The organism is Salmonella sp. 3C (genome assembly GCF_025426275.1).
Lineage (GTDB): Bacteria > Pseudomonadota > Gammaproteobacteria > Enterobacterales > Enterobacteriaceae > Salmonella > Salmonella enterica.
In genome coordinates this window covers 4533338-4558959 of the sequence record NZ_CP104858.1, presented here as the reverse complement: position 1 = coordinate 4558959, position 25622 = coordinate 4533338, and the positions used below count along the sequence as shown (strand labels likewise).

Annotated in this window: 24 protein-coding genes, 1 tRNA gene and 2 pseudogenes; 9 read left to right on the top strand and 18 right to left on the bottom strand. The window is 46.7% G+C overall.

The genetic code is table 11. The features are described 5' to 3' along the window. Nucleotides 1-215: 215 nt before the first annotated feature. Together pepT and N7E69_RS22125 are read left to right on the top strand one after the other, a co-directional pair. Entirely contained in the window at nucleotides 216-1445 is a 1230-nt protein-coding gene (gene pepT / locus N7E69_RS22130) for a peptidase T (protein ID WP_000359421.1), read from the top strand. 3 nt (nucleotides 1446-1448) lie between these two features. Next, the gene (locus N7E69_RS22125; RefSeq protein WP_000944540.1) at nucleotides 1449-2783 is read left to right on the top strand and encodes a hypothetical protein; all 1335 of its coding nucleotides are present in this window, start codon (nucleotides 1449-1451) and stop codon (nucleotides 2781-2783) included. Between the two features lie 39 nt (nucleotides 2784-2822). On the opposite strand, the gene N7E69_RS22120 is transcribed toward N7E69_RS22125, so the two are convergent. From N7E69_RS22120 to rluE, 9 genes are all read right to left on the bottom strand, one after another. Further along, a complete protein-coding gene (locus N7E69_RS22120; protein WP_000456501.1) occupies nucleotides 2823-3944 on the bottom strand; it encodes a cupin domain-containing protein in 1122 nt (373 codons plus the stop codon). A gap of 80 nt (nucleotides 3945-4024) precedes the next feature. Beyond that, on the bottom strand, nucleotides 4025-5488 hold the full coding sequence (gene phoQ / locus N7E69_RS22115) for a two-component system sensor histidine kinase PhoQ (protein WP_001031687.1): 1464 nt from the start codon (nucleotides 5486-5488) through the stop codon (nucleotides 4025-4027). Then, nucleotides 5488-6159: a two-component system response regulator PhoP gene (gene phoP, locus N7E69_RS22110; protein WP_001537766.1), complete on the bottom strand. Its 672-nt coding sequence runs from the start codon at nucleotides 6157-6159 to the stop codon at nucleotides 5488-5490. Before phoP ends, phoQ begins: the two co-directional genes overlap by 1 nt. 126 nt (nucleotides 6160-6285) lie before the next feature. Next, nucleotides 6286-7656, bottom strand: coding sequence for an adenylosuccinate lyase (purB, locus tag N7E69_RS22105; protein WP_000423763.1), 1371 nt, complete (start codon nucleotides 7654-7656; stop codon nucleotides 6286-6288). A 3-nt stretch (nucleotides 7657-7659) separates the two neighbouring features. Further along, nucleotides 7660-8301 carry a high frequency lysogenization protein HflD gene (gene hflD / locus N7E69_RS22100; protein WP_001675572.1) on the bottom strand — a complete coding sequence of 214 codons (642 nt, stop codon included), beginning with the start codon at nucleotides 8299-8301 and terminating at the stop codon, nucleotides 7660-7662. Nucleotides 8302-8387: 86 nt separating this feature from the next. Beyond that, nucleotides 8388-9494, bottom strand: coding sequence for a tRNA 2-thiouridine(34) synthase MnmA (gene mnmA / locus N7E69_RS22095; RefSeq protein ID WP_000004540.1), 1107 nt, complete (start codon nucleotides 9492-9494; stop codon nucleotides 8388-8390). A 53-nt stretch (nucleotides 9495-9547) separates the two neighbouring features. Continuing rightward, the gene (locus N7E69_RS22090) at nucleotides 9548-10009 is read right to left on the bottom strand and encodes an NUDIX hydrolase (protein ID WP_000476072.1); all 462 of its coding nucleotides are present in this window, start codon (nucleotides 10007-10009) and stop codon (nucleotides 9548-9550) included. 11 nt (nucleotides 10010-10020) lie between these two features. After that, nucleotides 10021-10350: a lysozyme inhibitor LprI family protein gene (locus tag N7E69_RS22085; RefSeq protein WP_000825956.1), complete on the bottom strand. Its 330-nt coding sequence runs from the start codon at nucleotides 10348-10350 to the stop codon at nucleotides 10021-10023. After that, a complete protein-coding gene (gene rluE, locus N7E69_RS22080; protein WP_001249411.1) occupies nucleotides 10347-11012 on the bottom strand; it encodes a 23S rRNA pseudouridine(2457) synthase RluE in 666 nt (221 codons plus the stop codon). The genes N7E69_RS22085 and rluE overlap by 4 nt, the downstream gene beginning before the upstream one ends. A 171-nt stretch (nucleotides 11013-11183) precedes the next feature. Between rluE and icd the strand changes: the two genes are divergently transcribed. Together icd and sopF are read left to right on the top strand one after the other, a co-directional pair. Further along, nucleotides 11184-12434, top strand: coding sequence for an NADP-dependent isocitrate dehydrogenase (icd, locus tag N7E69_RS22075; RefSeq protein WP_000444508.1), 1251 nt, complete (start codon nucleotides 11184-11186; stop codon nucleotides 12432-12434). A 460-nt stretch (nucleotides 12435-12894) separates the two neighbouring features. After that, the gene (gene sopF / locus N7E69_RS22070) at nucleotides 12895-14019 is read left to right on the top strand and encodes a type III secretion system effector SopF (RefSeq protein WP_000917273.1); all 1125 of its coding nucleotides are present in this window, start codon (nucleotides 12895-12897) and stop codon (nucleotides 14017-14019) included. A 462-nt stretch (nucleotides 14020-14481) separates the two neighbouring features. On the opposite strand, the gene N7E69_RS24495 is transcribed toward sopF, so the two are convergent. The 6 genes and pseudogenes from N7E69_RS24495 to pagD all read right to left on the bottom strand — a co-directional run bounded on the left by N7E69_RS24495 (nucleotide 14482) and on the right by pagD (nucleotide 18261). After that, nucleotides 14482-14688, bottom strand: coding sequence for a hypothetical protein (locus N7E69_RS24495; protein ID WP_000787625.1), 207 nt, complete (start codon nucleotides 14686-14688; stop codon nucleotides 14482-14484). A 321-nt stretch (nucleotides 14689-15009) separates the two neighbouring features. Continuing rightward, nucleotides 15010-15798, bottom strand: a pseudogene (gene envF, locus N7E69_RS22065) (putative envelope lipoprotein EnvF). A gap of 489 nt (nucleotides 15799-16287) precedes the next feature. Then, on the bottom strand, nucleotides 16288-16527 hold the full coding sequence (gene msgA / locus N7E69_RS22060) for a virulence protein MsgA (RefSeq protein ID WP_000497451.1): 240 nt from the start codon (nucleotides 16525-16527) through the stop codon (nucleotides 16288-16290). Between the two features lie 190 nt (nucleotides 16528-16717). After that, nucleotides 16718-17239, bottom strand: coding sequence for an RICIN domain-containing protein (locus tag N7E69_RS22055; protein WP_001532066.1), 522 nt, complete (start codon nucleotides 17237-17239; stop codon nucleotides 16718-16720). A gap of 414 nt (nucleotides 17240-17653) precedes the next feature. Then, nucleotides 17654-17866 (bottom strand): cold shock-like protein CspF, encoded by a 213-nt coding sequence (gene cspF / locus N7E69_RS22050; protein WP_001537306.1) that lies wholly within the window; start codon nucleotides 17864-17866, stop codon nucleotides 17654-17656. A gap of 131 nt (nucleotides 17867-17997) precedes the next feature. Beyond that, on the bottom strand, nucleotides 17998-18261 hold the full coding sequence (gene pagD / locus N7E69_RS22045; RefSeq protein ID WP_001535993.1) for a virulence protein PagD: 264 nt from the start codon (nucleotides 18259-18261) through the stop codon (nucleotides 17998-18000). An 811-nt stretch (nucleotides 18262-19072) separates the two neighbouring features. Between pagD and pagC the strand changes: the two genes are divergently transcribed. After that, nucleotides 19073-19630, top strand: a complete 558-nt coding sequence (pagC, locus tag N7E69_RS22040) for a virulence membrane protein PagC (RefSeq protein WP_000789466.1) — start codon at nucleotides 19073-19075, stop codon at nucleotides 19628-19630. 390 nt (nucleotides 19631-20020) lie between these two features. After that, nucleotides 20021-20097 (top strand) — tRNA-Arg (locus tag N7E69_RS22035). A gap of 754 nt (nucleotides 20098-20851) precedes the next feature. Here N7E69_RS22035 and N7E69_RS22030 read toward each other — a convergent pair. Further along, complete coding sequence (locus N7E69_RS22030) at nucleotides 20852-21196, bottom strand: c-type lysozyme inhibitor (RefSeq protein WP_000977725.1); 345 nt, start codon at nucleotides 21194-21196, stop codon at nucleotides 20852-20854. A gap of 702 nt (nucleotides 21197-21898) precedes the next feature. Between N7E69_RS22030 and N7E69_RS22025 the strand changes: the two genes are divergently transcribed. The 3 genes and pseudogenes from N7E69_RS22025 (at nucleotide 21899) to N7E69_RS22015 (ending at nucleotide 24174) form a co-directional block, all read left to right on the top strand. Beyond that, on the top strand, nucleotides 21899-22171 hold the full coding sequence (locus tag N7E69_RS22025) for a hypothetical protein (protein WP_000927827.1): 273 nt from the start codon (nucleotides 21899-21901) through the stop codon (nucleotides 22169-22171). Between the two features lie 152 nt (nucleotides 22172-22323). Continuing rightward, nucleotides 22324-22791 carry an Hsp20 family protein gene (locus tag N7E69_RS22020; protein ID WP_001218120.1) on the top strand — a complete coding sequence of 156 codons (468 nt, stop codon included), beginning with the start codon at nucleotides 22324-22326 and terminating at the stop codon, nucleotides 22789-22791. A 338-nt stretch (nucleotides 22792-23129) separates the two neighbouring features. Continuing rightward, nucleotides 23130-24174, top strand: a pseudogene (locus N7E69_RS22015) (sialidase family protein). An 82-nt stretch (nucleotides 24175-24256) separates the two neighbouring features. Here N7E69_RS22015 and N7E69_RS22010 read toward each other — a convergent pair. Further along, entirely contained in the window at nucleotides 24257-24787 is a 531-nt protein-coding gene (locus N7E69_RS22010; RefSeq protein WP_000929980.1) for a cytochrome b, read from the bottom strand. A 148-nt stretch (nucleotides 24788-24935) separates the two neighbouring features. Continuing rightward, nucleotides 24936-25250, bottom strand: coding sequence for a TRL-like family protein (locus tag N7E69_RS22005; protein ID WP_000182479.1), 315 nt, complete (start codon nucleotides 25248-25250; stop codon nucleotides 24936-24938). Between the last annotated feature and the right edge of the window lie 372 nt (nucleotides 25251-25622).

Genomic DNA, 25622 nt, shown 5'->3' with positions numbered 1-25622 from the left:
GTGGTTAACCACCTTAATCACTCTTAATGAGGGCGGTCATTCTACGGCAAACCACTGTGATCGCCAATCCTTGTTGCGAATTACTGACTTAGCTTTATAGTCAGAAAGCGTGTCAAAGTGAAATATTCTTGTTTGCAGGGATAAAAGTGACCTGACGCAATATTTGTCTTTTCTTGCTTATTAATAATGTTGTCACGAAAAGTGAGGGTGACTGCATGGATAAACTACTTGAGCGTTTTTTACACTACGTATCGCTGGATACCCAATCAAAGTCGGGTGTTCGGCAGGTTCCCAGCACTGAGGGGCAGTGGAAGTTACTACGTTTGCTCAAACAGCAGCTCGAAGAGATGGGGCTGGTTAACATTACATTAAGTGAAAAAGGGACGTTGATGGCGACGCTCCCGGCCAATGTTGAGGGGGATATTCCCGCCATTGGTTTTATCTCCCATGTGGATACCTCTCCGGATTTCAGCGGTAAAAACGTTAACCCGCAGATTGTCGAGAATTATCGCGGCGGCGATATAGCATTAGGGATTGGCGATGAGGTGTTGTCACCCGTGATGTTCCCGGTACTGCATCAATTACTGGGACAGACGCTGGTTACTACCGATGGTAAGACATTGCTGGGCGCGGACGATAAAGCCGGTGTTGCGGAGATCATGACCGCGCTGGCGGTGCTGAAAGGTAATCCTATTCCCCACGGCGACATTAAAGTGGCGTTTACGCCTGACGAAGAGGTAGGGAAAGGCGCGAAGCACTTCGATGTTGAGGAATTTGGCGCGCAGTGGGCCTATACGGTCGACGGCGGCGGCGTGGGCGAACTGGAGTTTGAAAACTTCAATGCCGCCTCGGTGAATATCAAAATCGTCGGCAATAACGTGCATCCTGGTACGGCGAAAGGTGTGATGGTCAATGCGCTGTCGTTGGCGGCGAGGATTCACGCGGAAGTGCCGGCGGATGAAGCGCCTGAAACCACTGAAGGTTACGAAGGGTTTTATCATCTGGCCAGCATGAAAGGCACCGTTGACCGGGCCGAAATGCACTACATCATTCGCGATTTCGACCGTAAGCAGTTTGAAGCGCGTAAACGCAAAATGATGGAGATTGCCAAAAAAGTCGGTAAGGGGCTGCATCCGGACTGCTATATCGAACTGGTGATTGAAGACAGTTATTACAATATGCGCGAAAAAGTGGTTGAGCATCCGCATATTCTCGATATCGCCCAGCAGGCCATGCGTGACTGTCATATTACGCCGGAGATGAAACCAATTCGCGGCGGTACAGACGGGGCGCAACTGTCGTTTATGGGCCTGCCGTGTCCTAATCTCTTTACCGGCGGATATAACTATCATGGTAAACATGAGTTTGTGACGCTGGAGGGGATGGAAAAAGCGGTACAGGTGATTGTACGTATCGCGGAGCTGACGGCGAAGCGCGGCCAGTAGCGAATGTTACGCATTGTGGTGAAGCGTTTTATTATTTATGGCGGGATATTTTCCGCCATCAATTTTTCTGCCTGGAGCGCCGAATATACGCCTTCCTGGTCCCAGCGCCAGCAACAATCTGCAGCATGTTTTATGACCGGCGATGAAACCTGCATGACGTTTATTGATGATGCGGTGAGGCTGGCCTCGCAGCAATATGGCAAACGCTCAATACAGCTTGTTCGTAGCCTGCTATTACAAAGCGATATTTATCAATGGCTGGGTAAACCGGAGTTAACGCCGCAAATGCTGCTGCGAGCGCGGGCAATCATGAAAACATTTCCGGCGGGTACTTATCCGGGTGATCGGGCCGATATGTTTGAACACCTGGCGGCCTTTTATGTTTACGGTGACGATCGCCATATAGAGTATTCACCGACAGAGCAGTGGCGATACGAGATCAAGGTTGATTACCGTCAGCGGATAGCCTGGCAAGAGCAGGCATTAACGTGGCGTCTTAAAGACAAAAAGGCATCGACGGAGGCATTGGTTTATACCTTAAACAGGATGCGCGACGCTTATTCTGATGCGCTGGAAGAGCGGGATGTCGAATGTGATAGTGCGCGTAAAGCCTATTATTTGGCGAAGATAGACGCAACGGAGCGGCAGTGGCTGAACGTTATTTTACGGGATAAAACCTGGGATAATCGTGAGCGCGTCGCCTCTTTTTTGCAGCAGAAAGCGGATATTGCTTATAATGCAGGACATATTAGCGAGGCGATTAATGCGCTAAGTCAGGCGCTAAAAATTAAGCAAACGCTTTATGGCGCCGAATTCGGCGAAATGACGGTTGACAGCAATAATCTTGCTGGCTTTTATGCACAGGGCCATCATTATAAGGAAGCGAAAGATCTCTACCTTAAACTTATCGCGTATTACCAGAGCCGTTTAACGCCAATGGCGACGGTAATATCACGATTACGCTTTTATTTGCCCGAAAACATCGACCTGGACAGTACCTCCCCCTATCTCCCATTGCTGGAAGAATATAAACGTCGGCAGTCTGACGTATCAATGGTGTTGTATGGTATTTCGCTGCTTTATCAGAATAATCAACAGCTTGAACAAGCAAAAGACTTTGCGGAACGCGCCTTTACGCTTGATGCCGTAGCTTATCCAGCAAAGATGCAGTATGAACGATTACAGCAACTGGCTAATATTGCCGAAGGTCTTGGCGATAACGTACTGGCGCGGCGCTATCGGCAAATGTCATTTCGCCATCGAATGGCCCACTCGATTTATCCGGGCGATCCGCAATATAACGATTTCGCCAAACCTGGCGGCGATCGTTGTGGATAGTTTGCGTCAGCCCGGCGGTCGCCGGGCATTGCGATGTTCTTATCCTTCGAAGAACCAGTACCCGCTATTCACCAGCGCCGCCAGCATCGCGAGGAAGGACGGGTCTTCCAGCGCATCGCCGAAGTTTTCAGCGGTCAGTGCAATATGACTGGCGAGCGCCTCCAGAGCGGGGCGATGCGGAGAGTCTATTTTTTCGCCATTCGCATAGACCTCATCGCCGATACGCAATACGCGAAGCCCGCCGAGACGTACTAATACCTCGCCTTGCTTTAAGGCATCGTAAATTTCATCAGGCTGATACGGCGGCTCCGGCGGCGCAATATCCAGTTCGTGGCGTGACTGAGAGAGAAACTCGCCAAGCCACTGTTGGAAATGCGCGGGTTGATTGATCAAATCGAGCATCATATTACGCAGTTTATCCATCTCCTGCGGCAGGATATCCGCCGGATGCTTGCGGGACGGCATATCCGGATCGCTGTAGTATGTATTGCCCAACTCCCGTTGCAGGACGTAATCGGCAAAACCGCTGATCAGCTCACGGCTATTGGGCGCGCGAAAACCGACCGAATAGTTCATGGCGTTTTCCAGCGCATAGCCTTCATGCGGGAATCCTGGCGGAATATACAGAATGTCGCCCGGCTCCAGCTCTTCATCAATAATGGCCTCGAACGGATCGACTTGTAACAGGTCGGGATGCGGGCAGTGCTGACGCATTTGCAGCTTTTCGCCCACGCGCCAGCGACGGCGACCGGTTCCCTGAATAATAAACACATCATACTGATCCAGATGCGGGCCAACGCCGCCGCCGGGAACGGAAAAGGAGATCATCAGATCGTCGATACGCCAGTCCGGCAGAGCGCGGAACGGGCGCATCAGCGCGGCGGTGGGTTCGTGCCAGTGGTTTACCGCCTGTACCAGCAGCGACCAGTTGCTCTCACCCAGATGATCGTAGCTTTCGAAAGGGCCATGGCTGACCTGCCATTTGCCATCCTGATGGCTAACGAGTCGGCTGTCGATTTCGCTTTCCATCGCCAGCCCCGCCAGCTCATCCGGCGAGAGCGGATCGATAAAGTTGCTAAACCCACGTTTTAAGACCACCGGGCGTTTTTGCCAGTGGTGTTCAAGAAAGTCGGGCCAGTTAAGAGTTAATTGGTATTCCATGTTAAGTATCCGCAGGCTGGTATCTGACACCGATTATAACGGATGCTTAACGAGATGCGTGGAAGAACGCACAGAAATGTTTATTCCTCTTTCTGTGTGGGGTGCTGTCGGCCAAAAACGACCTCCATACGGGCACCGCCGAGCAGACTGTCGCTGGCAATGATCTGCCCGGCGTATTGTTCCGTAATCTCGCGCGCGACAGCCAGCCCCACGCCTTGTCCTGGTCGTAGGGTATCGGCGCGCTGACCGCGATCAAACACCAGGGATCGTTTACTGTGGGGAATGCCTGGGCCATCATCTTCGACGAAAATATGCAAATGATCGTCGGTCTGGCGAGCCGAAATCTCGACAAACTCCAGGCAATATTTACAAGCGTTGTCCAGTACGTTGCCCATTACTTCGACAAAGTCGTTTTGCTCGCCGACAAAACTGATCTCTGGTGAAATATCCATACTGATATTCACCCCTTTACGCTGATAAACTTTATTTAGCGCAGAAATCAGGTTATCTAACAACGGCGCGACGGGATGCAGTTCGCGGCTTAACAATACGCCGCTACCGCGCATACTGGCGCGATGCAGATAATAGCCGATCTGCTGGGAAATCCGGCTGATCTGTTCCAGCATCACCGGTTCAGCTTTGCTGACGCTCATCTTTTCGTTGCGTAAAGAGCGTAACGTACTCTGCAAAACCGCAAGCGGCGTTTTTAAACTGTGCGTCAGGTCGGTCAGGGTCGTGCGGTATTTGTTATAACGTTCACGCTCGCTTTTGAGCAGTTGATTAAGGTTGCGCACAAGGCTGGTCAGCTCACGCGTCGTCTCCGGATTGAGCATTTCGCGGTGATGATCTTCAAGCTCGCGGACTTCCCGCGCCAGCGCCTCGATAGGGCGTAAGCTCCACCAGGCGGCGATCCACAGTAAAGGAATGACTAACAGTAAATTGGCGGCCAGCACGTATACGAACCAGCTCCACACCATATAGGAGCGTTTTAGTTCTATCGGAATAGTATCGACCACCACGATGGTTAACTGCGGCATCCGCGCCGTGGCAGGATAAATATTTACCGCTACCGAGTGGGTCATCTCCGCATCATCGTCATCTTCACGTACTTCTTTGAGTTTTTCCTGCGCGGAATGGTCCTCGCTCAACAGCGTGCTGGTGGCGTCTACGTTGGTTTCAATTTCATGGAAGCCGTTCGTTTTTAACCATTCCGGTTGAATGCTTTTAATCAGCCAGGGGATATTGCGCTGCGTCCATAATAATTTGCCCGTTTCATCGTAAATCAGCGTCATGGTCGGGCTTTGCATGTCCAGATTTTCAGGCAGCTCAACGCTGATTTTATTATTTTCCCATTTGGCGAGGGTATAAAACAGGTTGCTTTCGCCGCGCAGCAAACGAAAGGTGGTTTTATCAAAACTTACGCTATAGCCGACCAGCGCCACTATGCCATATGCCAGAGAAAGCACCAGCACGACGCCGGCTGTCGCCAGCAAAAAACGAACCCGCAGCGACAGCGGCAGAAAATGGCGAGCAAATTTATTCATTAGCGCAATTCAAAAAGATATCCTTGTCCGCGTACGGTGGTAATGACATCGTGCGGATACTGGGCCTGTATTTTTTTCCGCAGACGCCCCATGAGAACATCAATGGTATGACTTTCCCGCAGTTCCGCATCCGGATACAGTTGAAGCATCAGCGAATCCTTGCTGACCACTTTACCGTTGTTACGGATAAGCGTTTCCATAATGGTGTATTCGAACGCCGTGAGTTTGATGACCTCTTCATTGACGGATAATTCCCGGCGTGAGAGATCCACCTGGAACGGCGGGATGTTGATCACTTGGGAGGCCAGACCGCTATTACGGCGCATTAACGCCTGCATACGCGCCATTACCTCTTCGATGTGGAATGGCTTCGTCACGTAGTCATCGGCCCCGGAGCTGAGAACCTCGACTTTATCCTGCCAGCCTTCGCGCGCGGTTAACACCAGAACCGGCAGTGAAACATCACTGCTGCGCCAGCGGCGTATTAAGGAAAGGCCGTCTTCATCCGGCAGACCTAAATCGACAATAGCGATATCCGGAAGGTGTTCATTAAGGTAGTAATCAGCTTCCCTGGCATCTTCTGCGGCATCGACCTGGTGACCTGAATCCTGGAGCTGAACCTTCAGGTGGTGGCGTAATAATGCATTATCCTCTACAACCAGTACGCGCATCATCTCTTCTCCCTTGTGTTAACAATAAGAACAGTCTAGCGTTGATTATGGTGCTTTGGGGATAAACAGTTAATAAACCAGACAAATAGTCACCCTCTTTCTGAAGAAAAGAGGGTGAGGCAGGCATTATTTAAGTTCGTCGACCAGAGTCACAGCGCGACCGATATAATTTGCCGGCGTCATGGCTTTAAGGCGCGTTTTTTCTGCTTCCGGCAGGGCCAGACTATCAATAAACTGTTTCATTCCTTCGGCATCAACACGCTTGCCACGGGTCAACTCTTTCAGTTTTTCATATGGTTTTTCAATACCATAGCGGCGCATGACGGTCTGGATCGGTTCGGCTAATACTTCCCAGTTGTGATCCAGTTCGTCAAGCAGATGATCGCGGTTTACTTCCAGCTTGCTGACGCCCTTCAGGGTGGACTGATAAGCGATAAGCGCATAGCCGATGCCGACACCCAGGTTACGCAGGACGGTTGAGTCGGTCAGATCGCGCTGCCAGCGGGAAACCGGCAGTTTGTTTGCCAGATGGTGCAACACTGCGTTAGACAGACCGAGGTTGCCTTCTGAGTTTTCAAAGTCAATGGGGTTAACTTTATGCGGCATGGTAGAAGAACCGATCTCCCCGGCGATGGTTTTCTGTTTGAAATGGTTCAACGCAATATAGCCCCAGACATCGCGATCGAAATCGATCAGGATGGTGTTAAAGCGCGCGATACAGTCAAACAGTTCCGCAATATAATCATGCGGTTCAATCTGGGTGGTGTAAGGATTCCACTGGATGCCCAGCGAGGTGACGAACTCTTCGCTGAACTGATGCCAGTCAACTTCCGGATAGGCGGCGATATGCGCGTTATAGTTGCCTACGGCGCCGTTAATTTTACCGAGGATCTCCACCTGGTTGAGCTGGCGGAACTGACGCTCCATCCGATACGCCACGTTCGCCATCTCTTTACCCAGAGTGGAAGGCGTTGCCGGCTGGCCGTGGGTGCGGGAGAGCAGAGGAATGTCGCGATACTGCGTGGCGAGATCTTTAACCGCGTTAATCACCTGACGCCAGTAAGGCAGGATCACTTCATCGCGCGCGGTTTTGAGCATTAACGCGTGCGACAGGTTGTTAATGTCCTCAGAAGTGCAGGCAAAGTGGATAAATTCGGAAACGTCATGTAGCGCCGGGATCGCGGCGACTTTTTCTTTCAGAAAATACTCAACCGCTTTCACATCGTGATTCGTGGTGCGCTCAATGGTTTTAATGCGCGCGGCATCTTCTTCATTGAAGTTTGCAACAAGCGTATCCAGGTAACCGTTTGCGTCGGCAGCAAAAGCAGGAACTTCCTTGATCGCTGCGTGCGCGGCTAATTTCTGCAGCCAACGTACTTCGACTTGTACACGAAATTTCAGCAAACCGTATTCGCTAAAAATTCCGCGCAGCGCGCTGACTTTATCGCCGTAGCGTCCATCGACAGGGGAAACGGCGGTCAGTGAGGATAATTCCATAGATCATAACTCCGGGGTTAAATGAGCAAGAATTTGTTTTGCCTGAGTCGTCAGGCGATGACGAGAAAACATAAGCTGTAGGCGACCACCGCCTACCTGATGCCAGAGCACGGCTGCACGGATGCCTGCCAGTAGCGAGGCGCGGACTTTGGCCTGCACCTGCGGACTTTGCAGAACGGCCGGGGAGCCCGTCACCTGAATGCGCGGGCCCAATGGGCTAATCACATCCACGTAGATGCCCGCCATGGCGCTCATTAACGTGTCTGACTGTAAATCAAAATGGTCAAGCTGGCGCTGCAGGCCGTTAATGCGATCGCCTAACGTATTCAACGCGCCTTTGGCGGATGACAGCTTGCGCTCCAGCACCATCAGGCTAAGCGTATAACGCGTCAGTTCGGCGTTAAGTCCTTGTCGGCTGCTGGCATTCAGCACGCCGAGCAGTGTTTCCAGACCAAGACGCAGGTTAGCTTCGCTGCCGCCGAACACGCCCAGAGTAGAATTGGGATTCATATCAATGACACTGTTGAGTGAAACGTGCAACGCGTCGGCATCACAGTGCCCCTGGTGCGCCAGTTGTTGCACCAGGCGTGCCGACTGGCAAATGCCAGACAGCGCGAGGGTGATGTCATAATAATTCTTTGCCACAATCACTGCTTCCTTGTATCAAATAAAATACACTTCATCTTTTAAGCCGCTTTGAGGCGACTTGAATGGTGTTGTGTATTGAATAATCAGACCGTCAGCGGCAGTCGCTGCTCGATAATGCCGCCGCCCAGGCAGACTTCGCCGCTGTAAAAGACAGCGGACTGGCCCGGCGTAACGGCGGCAACCGGCTCGTCAAAAATGACCTCGATACGATCGTCATCCAGCGCGTTAATCGTGCACGGAATATCGGTCTGGCGGTAGCGGGTTTTTACCGTACAGCGCAGGGTGCCGGTGAACGGTTCGCGATCGACCCAATGTAGCTGCTGGGCGATGAGGCCTACCGACATCAGACGTGGGTGCTCATGCCCCTGGGCGACAATTAACACATTGTTTTCAACGTCTTTATCCACCACATACCAGGGGTCTTCGCTACCGTCTTTGGTGCCGCCGATTCCCAGCCCTTTACGCTGACCGAGCGTATGATACATCAGACCCTGATGCTCGCCGATTTCATCGCCGTCAACGGTAATGATTTTCCCCGGCTGCGCAGGCAGATAGCGCCCTAAAAAGTCGCGGAATTTGCGCTCGCCGATAAAGCAGATACCGGTAGAATCTTTTTTCTTGGCGGTTACCAGCCCCAGATCTTCGGCGATTTTACGCACCTGCGGTTTTTCCAGCTCGCCAACCGGGAACAGACTTTGCGCAATCTGCTCATGGCCAAGCGTATAGAGGAAGTAGCTCTGATCTTTGTTGCCGTCGAGCCCGCGCAACAACCGGCTTTTGCCGTTTACATCCGCGCGGCGAACGTAGTGACCGGTGGCGATATAGTCGGCGCCTAAATCTTCTGCGGCAAATTCAAGGAAGGCTTTAAATTTGATCTCTTTATTGCACAGAATATCCGGGTTCGGCGTACGGCCTGCTTTGTACTCTTCAAGGAACAGTTCAAAGACGTTATCCCAATATTCTGCGGCAAAATTAACGGTATGCAGTTCAATGCCAAGCTTGTCGCACACGGCCTGCGCGTCAGCCAGATCGGCTGCTGCGGTACAGTATTCCTCACCATCGTCCTCTTCCCAGTTCTTCATGAACAGGCCTTCTACCTGATAACCCTGTTGTTGCAACAGCCAGGCGGAAACGGAGGAGTCGACACCGCCGGACATGCCGACGATCACTTTTTTTGGGCTTTCTGACATTGGAATACTCGCGACATTGAACTTCAAGGCGGCGTATTCTACCACGCAGCCCTTTACTTGACACCCTCTGTAAACGGCCAGTTAAATTCGCCCACTATAGATAAGGGGTAACGTTGTCCCGTTTGATAACTGCGAATGCTTTCAGCCACCAGCGGAGAACGTAAATTAGGCGCGTTCAGAATCTCGTCGGCGCTCACCCAATGGCAGCAATCGATGTCATTGTCATGGGGGGTGGTCGCGCAAATATGATCAAGCTTGATAGCGAATAAAAAGCGCAGGAACGGGGTTTTATCCGGCGCAATCCACTGATGCATACGGATAAAATACTGTGGTTGTGCCGTGATGCCAGTCTCTTCCCACAGTTCTCGCGCGGCGGCCTGCGCCAGCGTTTCATCTGCCTCCAGGTGTCCGGCAGGTTGATTCCATAACGATTTACCGTTGATGGTCTCTTCCACCACCAGAAATTTATCTTCGGCATGTACGATGCAGGCAACGGTCACGTGCGGCTTGAACATAGGCATCCTTATTAAAGCGGTTTATCAATGTGGTCATAGATCGCGTCAAGCTGTTTCAGACGCTCGTTATAAGCTTTTGTCAGGCAGGTGACATCGGCCTTGCACTGCTGACGCTGTTTAAGCCAGCTCTGCTGGGCGTCCTGCAGCGCGCCGCGACTGCCCATCGCGAACAACCCTTTTAGAAACTGATATTTGGTGTGCATTTCCACGTCTTTATCATTCAGCGTCAGGTGCGCGCAGATAGCCTTTTCATCCGCAGCCTGCGCTTTCTGGCAGTCGAAGCTGGCCGCATTAACGGATAACGGTGTTAATAAAGCAAAAGCAATGAGAAGCCGTTTCATCTGTCTTTCTCCTGTGCGATCTCGCACCACTGTCCATTATCGAGGCCGTTGAGCGTGTAGTCGCCCATGCTGTAACGAATTAATCGTAGAGTGGGATGACCGACATGCGCTGTCATGCGTCTTACCTGGCGGTTGCGGCCTTCATATAAGGTGACTTTTAGCCAACTGGTGGGAATATTCTTCCGTTCGCGAATCGGCGGGGTGCGCGGCCACAGCCAGTCAGGCTCCGCGACAATCTCAATACCGGCGGGCAGGGTAGGGCCATCGTTGAGCGTGACGCCAGTACGAAGCGCCTGCAGCGCTGCATTATCCGGGATGCCTTCTACCTGAACATAGTAAATCTTGCCGGTGCGTTTGCCCGGTTGCGTGAGGCGCGCCTGCAGCGCGCCGTCATTAGTCAGCACCAAAAGCCCTTCGCTGTCGCGGTCCAGGCGGCCTGCGGCATAAACGCCTTGCACAGGAATAAAATCTTTTAACGTGCGGCGACCTGCTTCATCCGTGAACTGCGGCAACACATCGTAAGGTTTATTGAACAAAACCACGCGTTTTGGCTGGTTTTCTTTCCGTGATTTAGATGCTTGTCGTGAGCTGAATCGCTTAACGTAGTGATTTCTAAAAGAAGTTTTTTGCATGGTGTTTTCAGAACTTATTAATTGCCGCATTATAGCGCAATAATGAGTGTCTTTCATGGCGGCAAACAATAGGGTAGTATTGACATGCTCATTACAAAACATTAACAAAAAATTGCTCTAACGCAGTCGTGCAGCAGGACGCCATTGCACATGCAGCGCGATGACAGACGAGCAAACCAGAAGCGCTCGAAGGAGAGGTGAATGGAAAGCAAAGTAGTTGTTCCGGTGGAAGGTAAGAAGATCACCCTGCAAAACGGCAAACTCAACGTTCCTGAGAATCCGATTATCCCGTTTATTGAAGGCGATGGTATCGGTGTTGATGTCACTCCAGCCATGCTTAAAGTAGTCGATGCCGCCGTCGAGAAAGCCTATAAAGGCGAGCGTAAAATTTCCTGGATGGAAATTTACACCGGAGAAAAATCCACACAGGTTTACGGCCAGGATGTCTGGCTTCCCGCTGAAACCCTTGATTTAATTCGTGACTACCGCGTAGCGATTAAAGGTCCATTGACCACGCCGGTTGGCGGCGGTATCCGCTCTCTGAACGTTGCCCTGCGTCAGGAGCTTGACCTGTACGTTTGTCTGCGTCCCGTTCGTTACTATCAGGGCACGCCAAGTCCGGTGAAACATCCGGAGCTGACCGATATGGTCATCTTCCGTGAAAACTCTGAAGACATCTACGCCGGAATTGAATGGAAAGCTGACTCTGCAGACGCTGAGAAAGTGATCAAGTTCCTGCGCGAAGAGATGGGCGTGAAGAAAATTCGCTTCCCGGAGCACTGCGGTATCGGTATCAAACCGTGTTCTGAAGAAGGCACTAAACGTCTGGTTCGCGCGGCGATTGAATACGCTATTACCAACGATCGCGATTCCGTCACGCTGGTACATAAAGGCAATATCATGAAGTTCACCGAAGGCGCGTTTAAAGACTGGGGCTACCAGTTGGCGCGCGACGAGTTCGGCGGTGAGCTTATTGACGGCGGTCCGTGGCTGAAAATTAAGAACCCGAACACGGGTAAAGAGATCGTGGTTAAAGACGTTATCGCCGATGCGTTCCTGCAACAAATCCTGTTGCGTCCGGCGGAATACGACGTTATCGCCTGTATGAACCTGAACGGTGACTATATTTCCGATGCCCTGGCGGCTCAGGTTGGCGGTATCGGTATTGCACCGGGTGCGAATATCGGCGACGAATGCGCGTTGTTTGAAGCGACTCACGGGACTGCGCCGAAATATGCGGGCCAGGATAAAGTCAACCCAGGCTCCATTATTCTGTCTGCGGAGATGATGCTGCGCCACATGCAGTGGTTCGAAGCCGCAGACCTGATTGTTAAAGGTATGGAAGGCGCGATTGCCGCGAAGACCGTGACCTATGACTTTGAACGCCTGATGGAAGGCGCTAAGCTGCTGAAATGTAGTGAGTTTGGTGACGCGATTATCGCAAATATGTAATAACGATAATTGTTAAAAACTAAAACGGGGACTTAACGTCCCCGTTTTTATTATTAGTATTCGAACGGTTATCAAAACTTTATCAAAAAAATTTATCAAAACTCCCTCAATTCAGACCGCAATAGTAGTTCATCCTTTACCCCGATCGTCATGATAACCTGAGACCCCCCTGAAAGCTGATAGTTACCGATTTTGATTGTAGTGGTTTTCTTAATAATGTGTGATTTGGCTATTTTTTGAAAGTGCCTTACCAGATTTATTGTTATTATCAGGATAATTTTTTAATAAAAAGTGATGGTTTATTGACTACAATAGTGGGTAGGTTAAGTATTTTATAAAATTATTAGCATGCTTTATTTGCTTTTCTACAAGGCTGCTAAGAAGTGTTGAAATATCAGCCTGATAAAGAATACGTCAGCGAAAGTGAATGCTATATTAGTCATAAAAATTCAGGAGACATATGCTCAAACCTATCTGCCATAGTGGAAGTATAAAGGTTCCGGAATATCTGGAAACAGATAAGGAAAAAAATGCCGGACGTACTCCACTGTCTTCAGACATTCAGCAAGTTAGAAATGTTGTTGAAGATGTTCCGCCATTTCCAGAAAGCAGAACGGTGAGAGGTTCTGTGAGCGCAGCGTACAGGCTTTCTTTTGACGAAGTGTTTTGCGGTCTCAGCAATGAAGAGCGTAAAAAGGTGTATGGTCGCCTTTTTGGAAAACAAGTACTTGCGCATATTCATTCCAGGTGTCAGCGAGACGCTGACATAATAAGAGAAAAAGCGCTCAGGCGGATAAGCCGTGAGTGTGGTACCGAAATAGATTGCACTCTCTTGCTAAATAAGATGGTGGATATTTTACAAAATGCCCGGCTGACAATAAATTTTAATGCGGCAAAAATTGACTTTGTCTCTCTCTTAAAAAATAAAGAATATCTGAACTCTTATGCATTAGGTTGCAGACCAGGAGATTTACCTGCTTATAATGTCGGACGTGATTCAGTTGAAACTAAAGCATTTGAACTGGAGAGGCTTGCAGATTCACCTTATGCCCCATATGGTCAGACAGGCGGTTTTTCCGTAGCATATACTCCCAACAGTAGAACTTTTAGCCCTACAAGCAGACCAATTTATGCTGCACTGGACTTTCTGAACGGTGAAAATGGAGGTGCCAGCGCCTATGGGAAATCATTTTTTGAATTAAATGATAATGTAAAAACAAATTGTACATTATCACCTTTTGATATCTACGGCCACAGATTTGGTCTGGATACGAGTAAACTATCAACATTTTGGCATATGGAGAACCTGATTGCATCCTGTCAAAATGATTTTTTTGGTTATAATTGCTTTAAGAGTTTGGTTAAAATGGCTAAGGGCGAAAAATTTTTAGCTCATTCTAATTATGGTAAAGGCTATGAAGGGAATTATATAGAAGCTCATATTCATGGTGATGTATGTTTATTCAGAGATATAAAACACGTTTATTTGTCTTTGCAAGAAAACTCTTACTCGGAAAGTCAACTATATGATTATGCAAAACAAATAAACCTGGTGCTTAATAGAGACTGCATAATATTATATTGACAAGCTTATTATCAGGCTCTTTAAAAGAGCATTAAATGATCATGAGCGCATACTTCTTGAGGTAGGCAGTAGCTGCTATATTTTTATATTTATTAGCTTAGGATCAATCTGGCAGATACCTGGGTGGCGCTCCAGTATGGCCTAGCAAAATAGAGGAATATGGACCAGTAGAAGCGCCTGCTGGCTACTTTTCACTTAAATCGCTGGACTTCACCGGCGCTTCAGATGAAGCGACCTTCACAGTCATCAAGTGGCCTGTATTACCACAGGAGTGATTTACTGGCTATCGATATTCCTGCTCATATCAATGACAGTATTTCGATCTTTCCCGTACATTGCTCTCCCGACCAGCTCACGGTCCAGTACATGACAGTCCTTTTCCACTTCGCTACGCCTAATTTTTTTTTAGTTGCTCTGTTTTATTGCGCTGAATTTGTACCTCAAAACAATAATTTTAAATACTTATTTGAATATTTTTTTTATGATTTTTTCACGAAATGAGTAAAAAACAAAATGAAGAATGATATAAATAATTAATGCAATAAAAAATGATATCACACCAATTGATGGTCCTGTTTTGTATACGAATAACATGCATAAAAATATAGCAAATAGATCAAGGGAAATATCCGCGATGAAATCAGTAATTATTTTGAAAAAATTCTTCATATTACCTCTTTAAAATATCTATTTTATTCATCATTTTTAGGTCGGGCAGTGCTCGAAATTCTCACGTACAACGTATACGCTCCGGTTTCTGCGCGCTGCCCGGCTTCACACTGGCTCCAACAAGTACGCCCGCTGGAATAGATTCCTAGCGTCACATAACTTCACCTGGTTATCCACAAAAGACTCAATAAATAAACATCTTGAGTACGAAAAATTACAGTGTCAGAGAATGAAATAGCGATTCGCTGTCTTCAAGCAGTGCCTTAGTACCTGGCACGCGCTCTTTCGCGCTATAATTTTTATCAATGTTTGTATCGCCTGCTATTTTTTAAATGTCTGCTGTATTTCGTTCATCTTTTCAGCTGCTTTTTTACGCTGACTTTCAATGTCTTTTCTCGATTGTTCAACAAGTTGCTGTGCTTTTTCGGCTTATTTTTTTGGGTCGAAAGGTTCTTTGACCTCATATCCGGCAATAGAACCATCCTTATTTAAGGTCATTACCGCACGTGCTGTATTTTTAGCAGTGATGGTAATGTCATAGACGAATTCGCCATTATGAGCTATCTCTGCTCGTACAACGATATCGCTATCTTCCGTAACGGAAATGATGCCACTGGCGTTAGCGCGTTTAATTGTTTCCTGAATACGCTCTGGTATAATGCTGAAATTGATCGAGTCGAATTTGAATAAAGCCTCTTTTAGTGCTTCTTGTTTTTGCTCCTCTGTTATAGTGCCAAAGATGGTTAAGTTGACAGGCGAAGGTCCCCCCCAGTAGCCGTTGTTAAATTTAAACATCTCTACTTTAGCAGGGGGGTTAACGCTTTGTCGAATGAATGAATACCCGCCCTTGAAGAAACGGACTTCAATAATCGCAAGATTGGCTCCACCTTTTGCGTTGATATTGGCAATAGCTTTTTGCATTTCGGCTTTGTCGTAAAAGAACATTGATTGCTGGTGCTCTTTTTGCTGGATTTTTTGCATGTATTTCTCTTGATTTTTTTCAGCTTCCGCCATGGCATCTTTATCGTTATCACAGGCGCTAATTAGAGTTGCTGCAATGAAGGTAATCGGAAGTAAGAGATTTTTATATGTAACATGTATTTTATTCATGTGAAGTATTTCCCTTTTTTATATAAAATAGATAGTCTTGACTGGTCGAGACTATCCTGGAAACATAGTAATAATGCGTGTGCATATCTGCAGTAAGTTTTAGTTATGCTGGTTTTATTTCGGATTTTTACCTGTTACTTTTTGTTCGTAAATAGGTATTTTACGTATTGATGATAAGTTTAGAACCTATCCCAGTAGGCGTAATCGTTAAAGCCAGTTTGGCGAATAAAAGAGTCTAATGGGATAGGCTCTTAATAAACAACAAAACCAAACGTACTTTCAGATTTCAGGCTGGAATGCGCACAGCTGATTGTTGATAAGGGCTACTCATACCGACAGGCCAGTGAAGCGATGAATGTCGGTTCCACATACCGGTCTGAGGTATCAACAACAACATGTTCTGAGTGGTAGCGTTTGCGTTATATCGTCACAGACAGCGCCTCAGGGCGCTGTTTTCGATCGGACATGTCGCTTTCGCAGGAGGGGACGTTATTCGGCGACCAGCCACATATCAGCCTCTTCAAACATCTCTTCCAGCATACGGTGCAGCCGTTCTTTCTCGGTTTTTGTACAGTCACTGTTTAATGCGTTCGCCTGCATTGGCTTAACTTTCACTTGCGCATCGGGAAAAAGTTGATGTACGCGTTTTGTGAGTTCATTGAGGATGATTTCGCGTGCGCCTGGCAAACCTTCAACATTTCGCTTGTCATAAACGAGTTCGACGAACATCGCCATTTCCTTTTTACTGGTTGGATGACCAGTATTTAAGCTGGGTATATAACTGGTGTCAAGGTTTAGCCGCCGTTTTGTCATCCTGACGTTGCGGACGTAAAGTAAATTGATCGCACGTGGAAGTAAAGGTCGCTAACCTGTTGTCGTGTCAAGAGGTTAGCGGCACTCTCTTCACAGCGGTGTCCTGCTACCTGATGGTAAATTCCAGGGCGCGACTAAAATCGCAATCGGCCAACACAACAGGGTCGCCTTTTCTGACAATAATGCTATTTGTGCCCAGGCATTTTCGGCTCTGTTTCCCCTTAATTTTGTTATCATCAGTGAGCCAGCGCTGGTTATCATTACCCGTGCATGAATAAAGAATGATTGGTGTGCCTTCTTTTGTACCTTGTCCTGCGGCATCCAGACATTTCTCACCCTGCGTGATTCTGTCTCGGTGAAATGAGAAAAGCTGAGATTGCACATGCTTACACTCCCGCAGCGTCAAACGATTCTGTTGATCTGGGCCTGTATCAAGGCACAGACCATCAGTTGTCCGAATTTGTTCCGCGTCATTTATGTAATAACCACCGGAATTAATCTGGTTTTGTGTAATGACCGGGAACGACAAATTAATACTATAAGGTGTGGGTAAGCCGTTCGTCGTACATCCACATAAAATAGAGGAGAGGCAGAGAACCAGTGTGGTTTTTCCTGAAAGCAAAGTCATTCAATTATTACCCTAAAAATAAATAGCGTTACAACTATATTGGCGATTTATACCCACTGAATATGACGTAGCATTGAGCGGCAATAGAGATAATTCCGATAGAATCACATAAATACTTCGGTTAAATGCGCGCAGCCAGCCACTCCTGTGACGATGGGTATATAGCGTTAAATACTTTTGCAATATTAGATGCTATCACAGTGAAAAACGGCTGTACATTTCTTCACGTTAAACAAAGTGAGAAGGGGGGGCACCCGATATATGATAAAAGAGGTCACAGGAGTCATTAGCAAAATAAATCTTTTAGATTTTCGCCACTGAAAACATTCTGCAGCCTTTCAGGCAAAGCCTCATAGCAGGCTGCGGAGGTAGACGTACTCGCTAAATTTTTCTGAAAAAATGCCGGGTGACGAATTATGAAAGATAAACGTTGGCGGCGGTAGGTCCGCGGAGGCCATTAATACGACAAAACTCAACGCGTATACCGGGGATAAGCGCTTCTGTTTCGTGTTGGCGACATGCTGAAATGTGGACCTGAACATCTTTGCGTCCATCGGAGGGGGTGATGAGACCTTTACCGCTCTTACAATCAAAGGTTTTGACAATTCCTGTCATTTTACGAGACAAACAAATTCCTTAATGGGGATAACGAGGCGCACTATACACGTCAGGAAAAATAATGCCAGCTATATTTGATGGCAATCAAGATTTCCGGATGGCTAAAAGTAGTCGTTCGGCACCATTGTAGATAAATAACATTATGTTCTGGAGAAAGTATTCCCTTTCCTGGCGTCATTGACTGGTGCGGACATCATGGGTTTTGTCGTCGGGCAGGACGGTGAACTAATCTGCCTGGCTTGCTTTTTATCAGTATTTGTAGGTGGTTGCGGGGTTTTACTACCAAAATCGTAGATAAAAATATCCCATGATGCCTGTTGTAAACCAGAACAATGGCCTGAACTGGCCAAAACATGGAATGAAAAAATAAGTAATGACCAAAGCATAAAAGCATGATGTTTCATAGCACCTCCTGTTATATATAATGACTTGTGAAGTTCATCTCCTGAATTATGGAACGTCATTGACATTTTTTATTCAACGAAGAGTTAACCACTCTTAATAATAATGGGTTTTATAGCGAAATAGACTTTTTTATCGCGTGTTCAATATTTGCGTTAGTTATTATTTTTTTGGAATGTAAATTCTCTCTAAACACAGGTGATATTTATGTTGGAATTGTGGTGTTGATTCTATTCTTATAATATAACAAGAAATGTTGTAACTGATAGATATATTAAAAGATTAAATCGGAGCGGGAATAAAGCGTGCTAAGCATCATCGTGAATATAATTACAGCGCCTGCGATGGCATATAACCGTATTGCGGCTGGAGCGTCACGTGAGGACTGTGAAGCACAATGCGATATGTTCTGGTTATATGGCGAGTTTGCTTAATGACATGTTTTTAGCCGATCGGTGTCAGGTTTCTTAATGTGGTTGTGAGATTTTCTCTTTAAATATCAAAATGTTGCATGGTGGGTTTGTTGTTCTATAGTGGCTAAACACTTTATGGTTTCTGTTAAATATATATGCGTGAGAAAAATTAGCATTCAAATCTATAAAAGTTAGATGACATTGTAGAACCGGTTACCTAAATGAGCGATAGAGTGCTTCGGTAGTAAAAATATCTTTCAGGAAGTAAACACATCAGGAGCGATAGCGGTGAATTATTCGTGGTTTTGTCGATTCGGCATAGTGGCGATAACTGAATGCCGGATCGGTACTGCAGGTGTTTAAACACACCGTAAATAATAAGTAGTATTAAGGAGTTGTTATGAAAAATATTATTTTATCCACTTTATTTATTACTACAAGCGTTTTGGTTGTAAATGTTGCACAGGCCGATACTAACGCCTTTTCCGTGGGGTATGCACAAAGTAAAGTTCAGGATTTCAAAAATATCCGAGGGGTAAATGTGAAATACCGTTATGAGGATGACTCTCCGGTAAGTTTTATTTCCTCGCTAAGTTACTTATATGGAGACAGACAGGCTTCCGGGTCTGTTGAGCCTGAAGGTATTCATTACCATGACAAGTTTGAGGTGAAGTACGGTTCTTTAATGGTTGGGCCAGCCTATCGATTGTCTGACAATTTTTCGTTATACGCGCTGGCGGGTGTCGGCACGGTAAAGGCGACATTTAAAGAACATTCCACTCAGGATGGCGATTCTTTTTCTAACAAAATTTCCTCAAGGAAAACGGGATTTGCCTGGGGCGCGGGTGTACAGATGAATCCGCTGGAGAATATCGTCGTCGATGTTGGGTATGAAGGAAGCAACATCTCCTCTACAAAAATAAACGGCTTCAACGTCGGGGTTGGATACCGTTTCTGAAAAGCATAAGCTATGCGGAAGGTTCGCCTTCCGCACCGCCAGTCACAAAACAGGGCTTCTTTACCAGTAACACGTACCTGCCTGTCTTTTCTCTCTTCGTCATAGTGACGCTGTACATAACATCTCACCAGCATAAGCACAGATAAGGGGTTGTGGTAAGCAATCAAGGTTGCTCAGGTAGGTGATAAGCAGGAAGGAAAATCTGGTGTAAATAACGCCTGATCTCACAAGATTCACTCTGAAAAATTTTCCTGGAATTAATCACAATGTCATCAAGATTTTGTGACCGCCTTCGCATATTGTACCTGCCGTTGAACGACTACTGAAAAGTAGCAAGGTATGTATTTTATCCAGGAGAGCGCCTTTTTTGCGCCTGGCAGAAGTCCCCAGCCGCCACTAGCTCAGCTGGATAGAGCATCAACCTCCTAAGTTGATGGTGCGAGGTTCGAGGCCTCGGTGGCGGTCCAATGTGGTTATCGTATAATGTTATTACCTCAGTGTCAGGCTGATGATGTGGGTTCGACTCCCACTGACCACTTCAGTTTTGAATAAGTATTGTCTTGCAATCCTGTTACAGAATAATTTCATTTATTACGTGACAAGATAGTCATTTATAAAAAATGCACAAAAATGTTATTGTCTTTTATTACTTGTGAGTTGTAGATTTTTCTTATGCGGTGAATCCCCCTTTGCGGCGGGGCGTCCAGTCAAATAGTTAATGTTCCTCGCGAACCATATTGACTGTGGTATGGTTCACCGGGAGGCACCCGGCACCGCAATTTTTTATAAAATGAAATTCACACCCTATGGTTCAGAGCGGTGTCTTTTTACATCAGGTGGGCAAGCATAATGCAGGTTAACTTGAAAGATATGATCAATAGCAGAAACCAGTGATTTCGTTTATGGCCTGGGGATTTAACCGCGCCAGAGCGTATGCAAGACCCTGGCGCGGTTGGCTGGTGATCGTTCAATAGTGCGAATATGAATGGTTACCAGCCGCTGCGAATTCTACCTGGGTCACTTAATAAAGCAAAACATTTAAACGCTCAACAACGACAATTCAGACAGTTCGAACTTTTCTTTAAAAATAGGATTAACCATGCTTAAAAGTGGTTACTAATTAGCCATTATACTACGGTAGTGATTCACATATTCTTTAACGTTACGTTACAGGAAGGTTGAAGTGGAAATGCCTGATGAGTCTTCAGGCATTTCTTAAGGTTAGTTAGCTAAGGAACAGTTACTGAGAACAGGTTTATCATCACCTTCCACCAGTTCAGCCGTTTTGCCTTTGGTATAAAGTTTATAAGTATAATTTTTGTCTATGGCTTCGTAATTTGCTCCGGAGGCCATTTTCATTAACCGCATCGGGATCATCTCGTTTACCTGACTGATAATCGCATAGGCGTTTCCAGCCTCGGTGTTGACGTAAATCACCTCCATAACCTGGTTATCATTACAGGTGTATATAGATTTAGAAATCTCCTGCGAAGCTGCTATAGAGGTGGTACTGGCGCTAAGCGCAGCGAGAAAGAGGGTAAATGGGATCAATTTACGTTTCATCATTAGTATCCTTTGTGCATAAAATTGTCGTTAATTCCCTGAAGAACGGGAGATAAAGCGGCATCAATACGATGAATGCTGTAGTATTCCTGTTTACTGACGAAAAGTGCGCCAGAAAAGCGTATTATAATTTATCCATCACTGACATATGTGATGAGTAGACAAATCTTAAAATCATAAACTATAGGCTGCAAATCATTATGGTGCGATAGAAAATGATTGTCACCACTGCTCAATACTATGGCATAAAAACCGAAGAAAACGGTACTGTTCACTGTCTCGTTTCATACGGTATCTGTCAGTGAAACTATTTCTTCAAATGATGGTCTTTTTATTATCGATCAGATAATGGCATCAACAGGGGTTATTCAGGAGTATATGTGAAAAAGTGGCTTATAGGAGGGATATTGATCGCAAGTTTTCTGACCGGTTGTCTGATGTGGCACAACATTGATAAATGGTTTAATAAAGATATAGAATTTTTCTACGTCGGAGACGATAGCTAAAATTCCTGTGAGTTGGCAACGGGTGTCATATCTTTAGGTATGGCGCCCGGAGCCGCCGGGCGCAAATTGTAGGTGTATAAATGTCATTTCATTAAAATTTTAGCGACAACATGGACAGTCACTACCGCGTGCTAACGGCCCTCTGAAGTCACAAGATGAATAAGCCAGTTTTTTGTTTCAGCGGTGACTGAAACATATTTTGCTCCTGGTGGGCTTACCGCCAGTTGCTGAAAAAGACAACGATGATGTAACTGTTGCAGAGACTGACGAATACGACGACCGTGAATTTTATTTTTGGCGACCATATTTCCTCCCAAAAGGCCGCCCGAAGGCGGCGCTGGGTTTGATAATGGAGAAGGGCGTTGGTCACTGCCATAACCAACCTGTATACATTAATGCAATTGATAATCATTATCAATTGTACTGGTGGAGAAAAATTGTAAAGATGAAGGGACAGAGGAAATGGCAATGAACGGGATGAGATTTTTCGTTAACCACTTAAATTCGTGACTAAAAAAAGGCTTTTATAGACTTGAAAATGTTTTTCCCGTCCCTATGTAGTCAGTGGACAAGCAATGCTTGCCTTGATGTTGAACTTTTGAATAGTGATTCAGGAGGTTAATGATGGCACTCAGAACCTTGTCAGCACTTCCCGTGTTCGCTGATTCTCTTTTCTCTGACCGTTTCAACCGTATTGATAGACTTTTCAGTCAATTAACAGGAGATACGCCAGTCACTGCGACGCCAGCTTACGATCTGCAAAAGCGCGATGCGAATAACTATCTGCTTACCGTGAGCGTTCCTGGCTGGAAAGAGGAAGAGCTTGAAATTGAAACGGTTGGCGGCAACCTGAATATTACGGGTAAACACACTGAAGAGACGGTAGAGGATCAGACGCACTGGATTTATCGTGGTATTCGTAAGGCGGATTTCCAGTTGAGTTTTTCTTTGCCTGAACATGCTAAGGTGAATAATGCGAAACTGGAACAGGGCCTCTTGTTGGTCGAGATTTACCAGGAGATCCCTGAAAGCGAGAAACCGAAAAAAATTGCCATAGAAAGCAAACCAAAGGCGATTGAACACAAATCATAATCGCGTTAATGAAGGCCCGTTTAGACGGGCCTTCATTGCCTGTAGCGAAAAGTATCCCGTCATGCTTGTAGGCACAGATCGCTAAATATTATAGCCCTGACCTCTATATTATCCCGTGCCACTGACCTCGTCGCCATTGGACGGTGGTAAGTTGGAATTATCCGCGAGGTCAGTCCAATTTTTGTCCACTCTCGACATTCTGCCTGTTATGGGCGCGATACCTGAATATAAATTCGTATAGCGGTTGATCGTTTTCACCGCGTTGATGCTATTTCTGCTAACACTACTTTCATACGTAAAAAAGCTGATGCTTTTTACCTTATTTAATAGAGGCAGGTATGAAATTAGTGCTCGTCAATCGGCAGGTCATTTTACCGGAAAGCGGAACCGAGTCCTTCCAGTGCCATGCCTCTACGCTTGTTCGCTTACCGTGCGGTACGCTCGTGGCCGCATGGTTCGCGGGGTTGCGCGAAGGAAGCGAAGATACAGCCATCTGGCTATCTCGCTATGAACATAATATCTGGACAACACCGCAGCGAGTGGCGGCACGCGAGGGGGAAGCGCACTGGAATCCGGTGTTATTTTACCCGTCGGATTAAATTGTGGTTATTTTATAAAGTAGGCAGCGACGTACACGTGTGGAAAACCTGGTTTATCACCTCCAGCGATCGAGGATTTACCTGGAGTACGCCAGCTCCGTTGGTTAACGATGATATTTTGCCGCGCGGTCCCGTAAAAAATAAACTCCTGCTGGCATCAAATGGCGCCTGGATTGCGCCAGGGTCGATTGAAAGTCCTGAACGGTGGAGGGCATTTGTGGATCGATCCTCTGACGAAGGAAAACACTGGAATATCTCTTTTGTTCCGCTGGAGCCTGATAACGCTATTTCCGGGACAAACGTAGCGTTGTGGGATGGTGTAAAAAAGGGGATGTTGTGGGAATGTTGTCTGGAAAACCTCCTGCGCTGGGATGGCGTTATTCAGCCTACGCTGTGGGAGTCTTCTCCGGGGCATATCCATATGTTGTTACGAAGCACACGCGGGGCAATTTTTCGCAGTGATTCAATCGACTATGGCGCTACCTGGTCTGTTGCCCGCGCGACATCTTTACCGAATAATAATAGTGGTATCGATCTGGTTAGTATGCAGGACGGTACGCTGATTCTTGCGTTAAATCTGGTCAACGGCAACTGGGGAAAGCGCTATCCGCTTTCACTGATTGCTTCCCAAGATAATGGCGAATCATGGCTACCGCTACTGGACCTGGAAAGTGACCACTGTGAGTATTCTTATCCCGCTATTATTAGCGAGGGCGGCGTCGTACATATCACCTACACGTGGAACCGGAAAAATATCGTATATTGTCGATTACAAACGGTGTAAGGCGCTATCAGTCGAAACCGATAGCGCTGGAATAATAATGCCTTGCCCGGCGTGCTCTCTCACGCCGGGATGGCCGAAATAGTCATGATTTACCGGGTAACATCCTTGAAAATGTATCATCTTTTTGTATGTAATGGTGAAACAACGCCGCTGCTGCATGCATGGCAATCAGGAAATAGCCGATATTGGCCAGCATTTCATGAATACGCTTTATATCCGATTTTAGGGCGCTATCTGGCGTCAAAAATACCGGTACAGTAAAACCAAAAAAGCTCCAGCTTTTCCCGCCTGATGCCATCATCGCGACGCCCAGCAGCGGTAAGGCGAGAAAAGTGAGATAAAGCGCGATATGCATTAATTTAGCGGCTACGTGCTGCCAGTGAGGAGGGGGAGGCGTAATGACCGGATCCGGGTATTTGTGTTTAAGATATAACCGTAAAAACATCAGCGCCCAGACCAGAACGCCCATATCATAGTGCGTGTCTTTCATAAACAGGTAAACGCTGGAGCCTTTTGGCGCCCACCCCCGTAACTCAATAGCAGCATATGCGATGCCTGTCAGGAGCAGTGTTAACCAGTGAAGCGTTATTTGCAGTCTTGAGAAATGTGCCATTATTATTATCCTTTATTAACAACTGCTTGTAGAGTATGCGTAAAATCTTAACAGAACCTTAAAGCGGGGGCTGAGTCGCAAGGAACAGACAGAGATAGCGGCACGTAAAATGGGATAAAAAGCCGGCGGCATCGCCGGCTTACTGTTGTTATTGTCCTCTTACGACAACACAGGTTTTACCATAAAACGGATATGAACCTGTAGTTTCATAATCAACACTCGACACTAAAGAAATATCGCCCGCTTTTTTCGCTGAATCAATAGATGCGTCGCCGGTATTTACAATACCCAATACCGTTTGCGCACACGCTTTACCGGTTTTGGTTGCCGGGAGACTCGTGGCAGTAATTGGCCCTTTAACATCCGTATATAAGCCAATCCCTGTCGGTGATGGTCCTGTAGCACACCCCGTTAAAAGAGAACCAATAAAGATAATTGAAAAAATGTGTTTTTTATTTGTCATGGGATTAGTCCATTATAAATTAATAGAAAACTTACCGTCCGAAAATGTCCGGACAGTCATTAAAAAAGTGGTGTATATTAAATATGCGATATTACTCTTTGCACCCTCCTGTTGATGTCGTACCTGACGGACAAATATCCGTTGAAGCCGGATATATTCCCCATGCCGTGTTTTTATAACTTGTGCATCCTGTCAGCAATGAGAACAGTACGGCTAAAAAAATCATCACGAGCCCTGGCGGCGTTAACATTTTTCGGTTGGACTCCATAGCATGTCATTTCATCGGGTTGCCATATGACTGGCGTTCTGCTGGTAAGTTTCATTAACGCCCGGTTCGTTTAATATTGGTTTAGGTTTAAAGCCAGGAGGCGC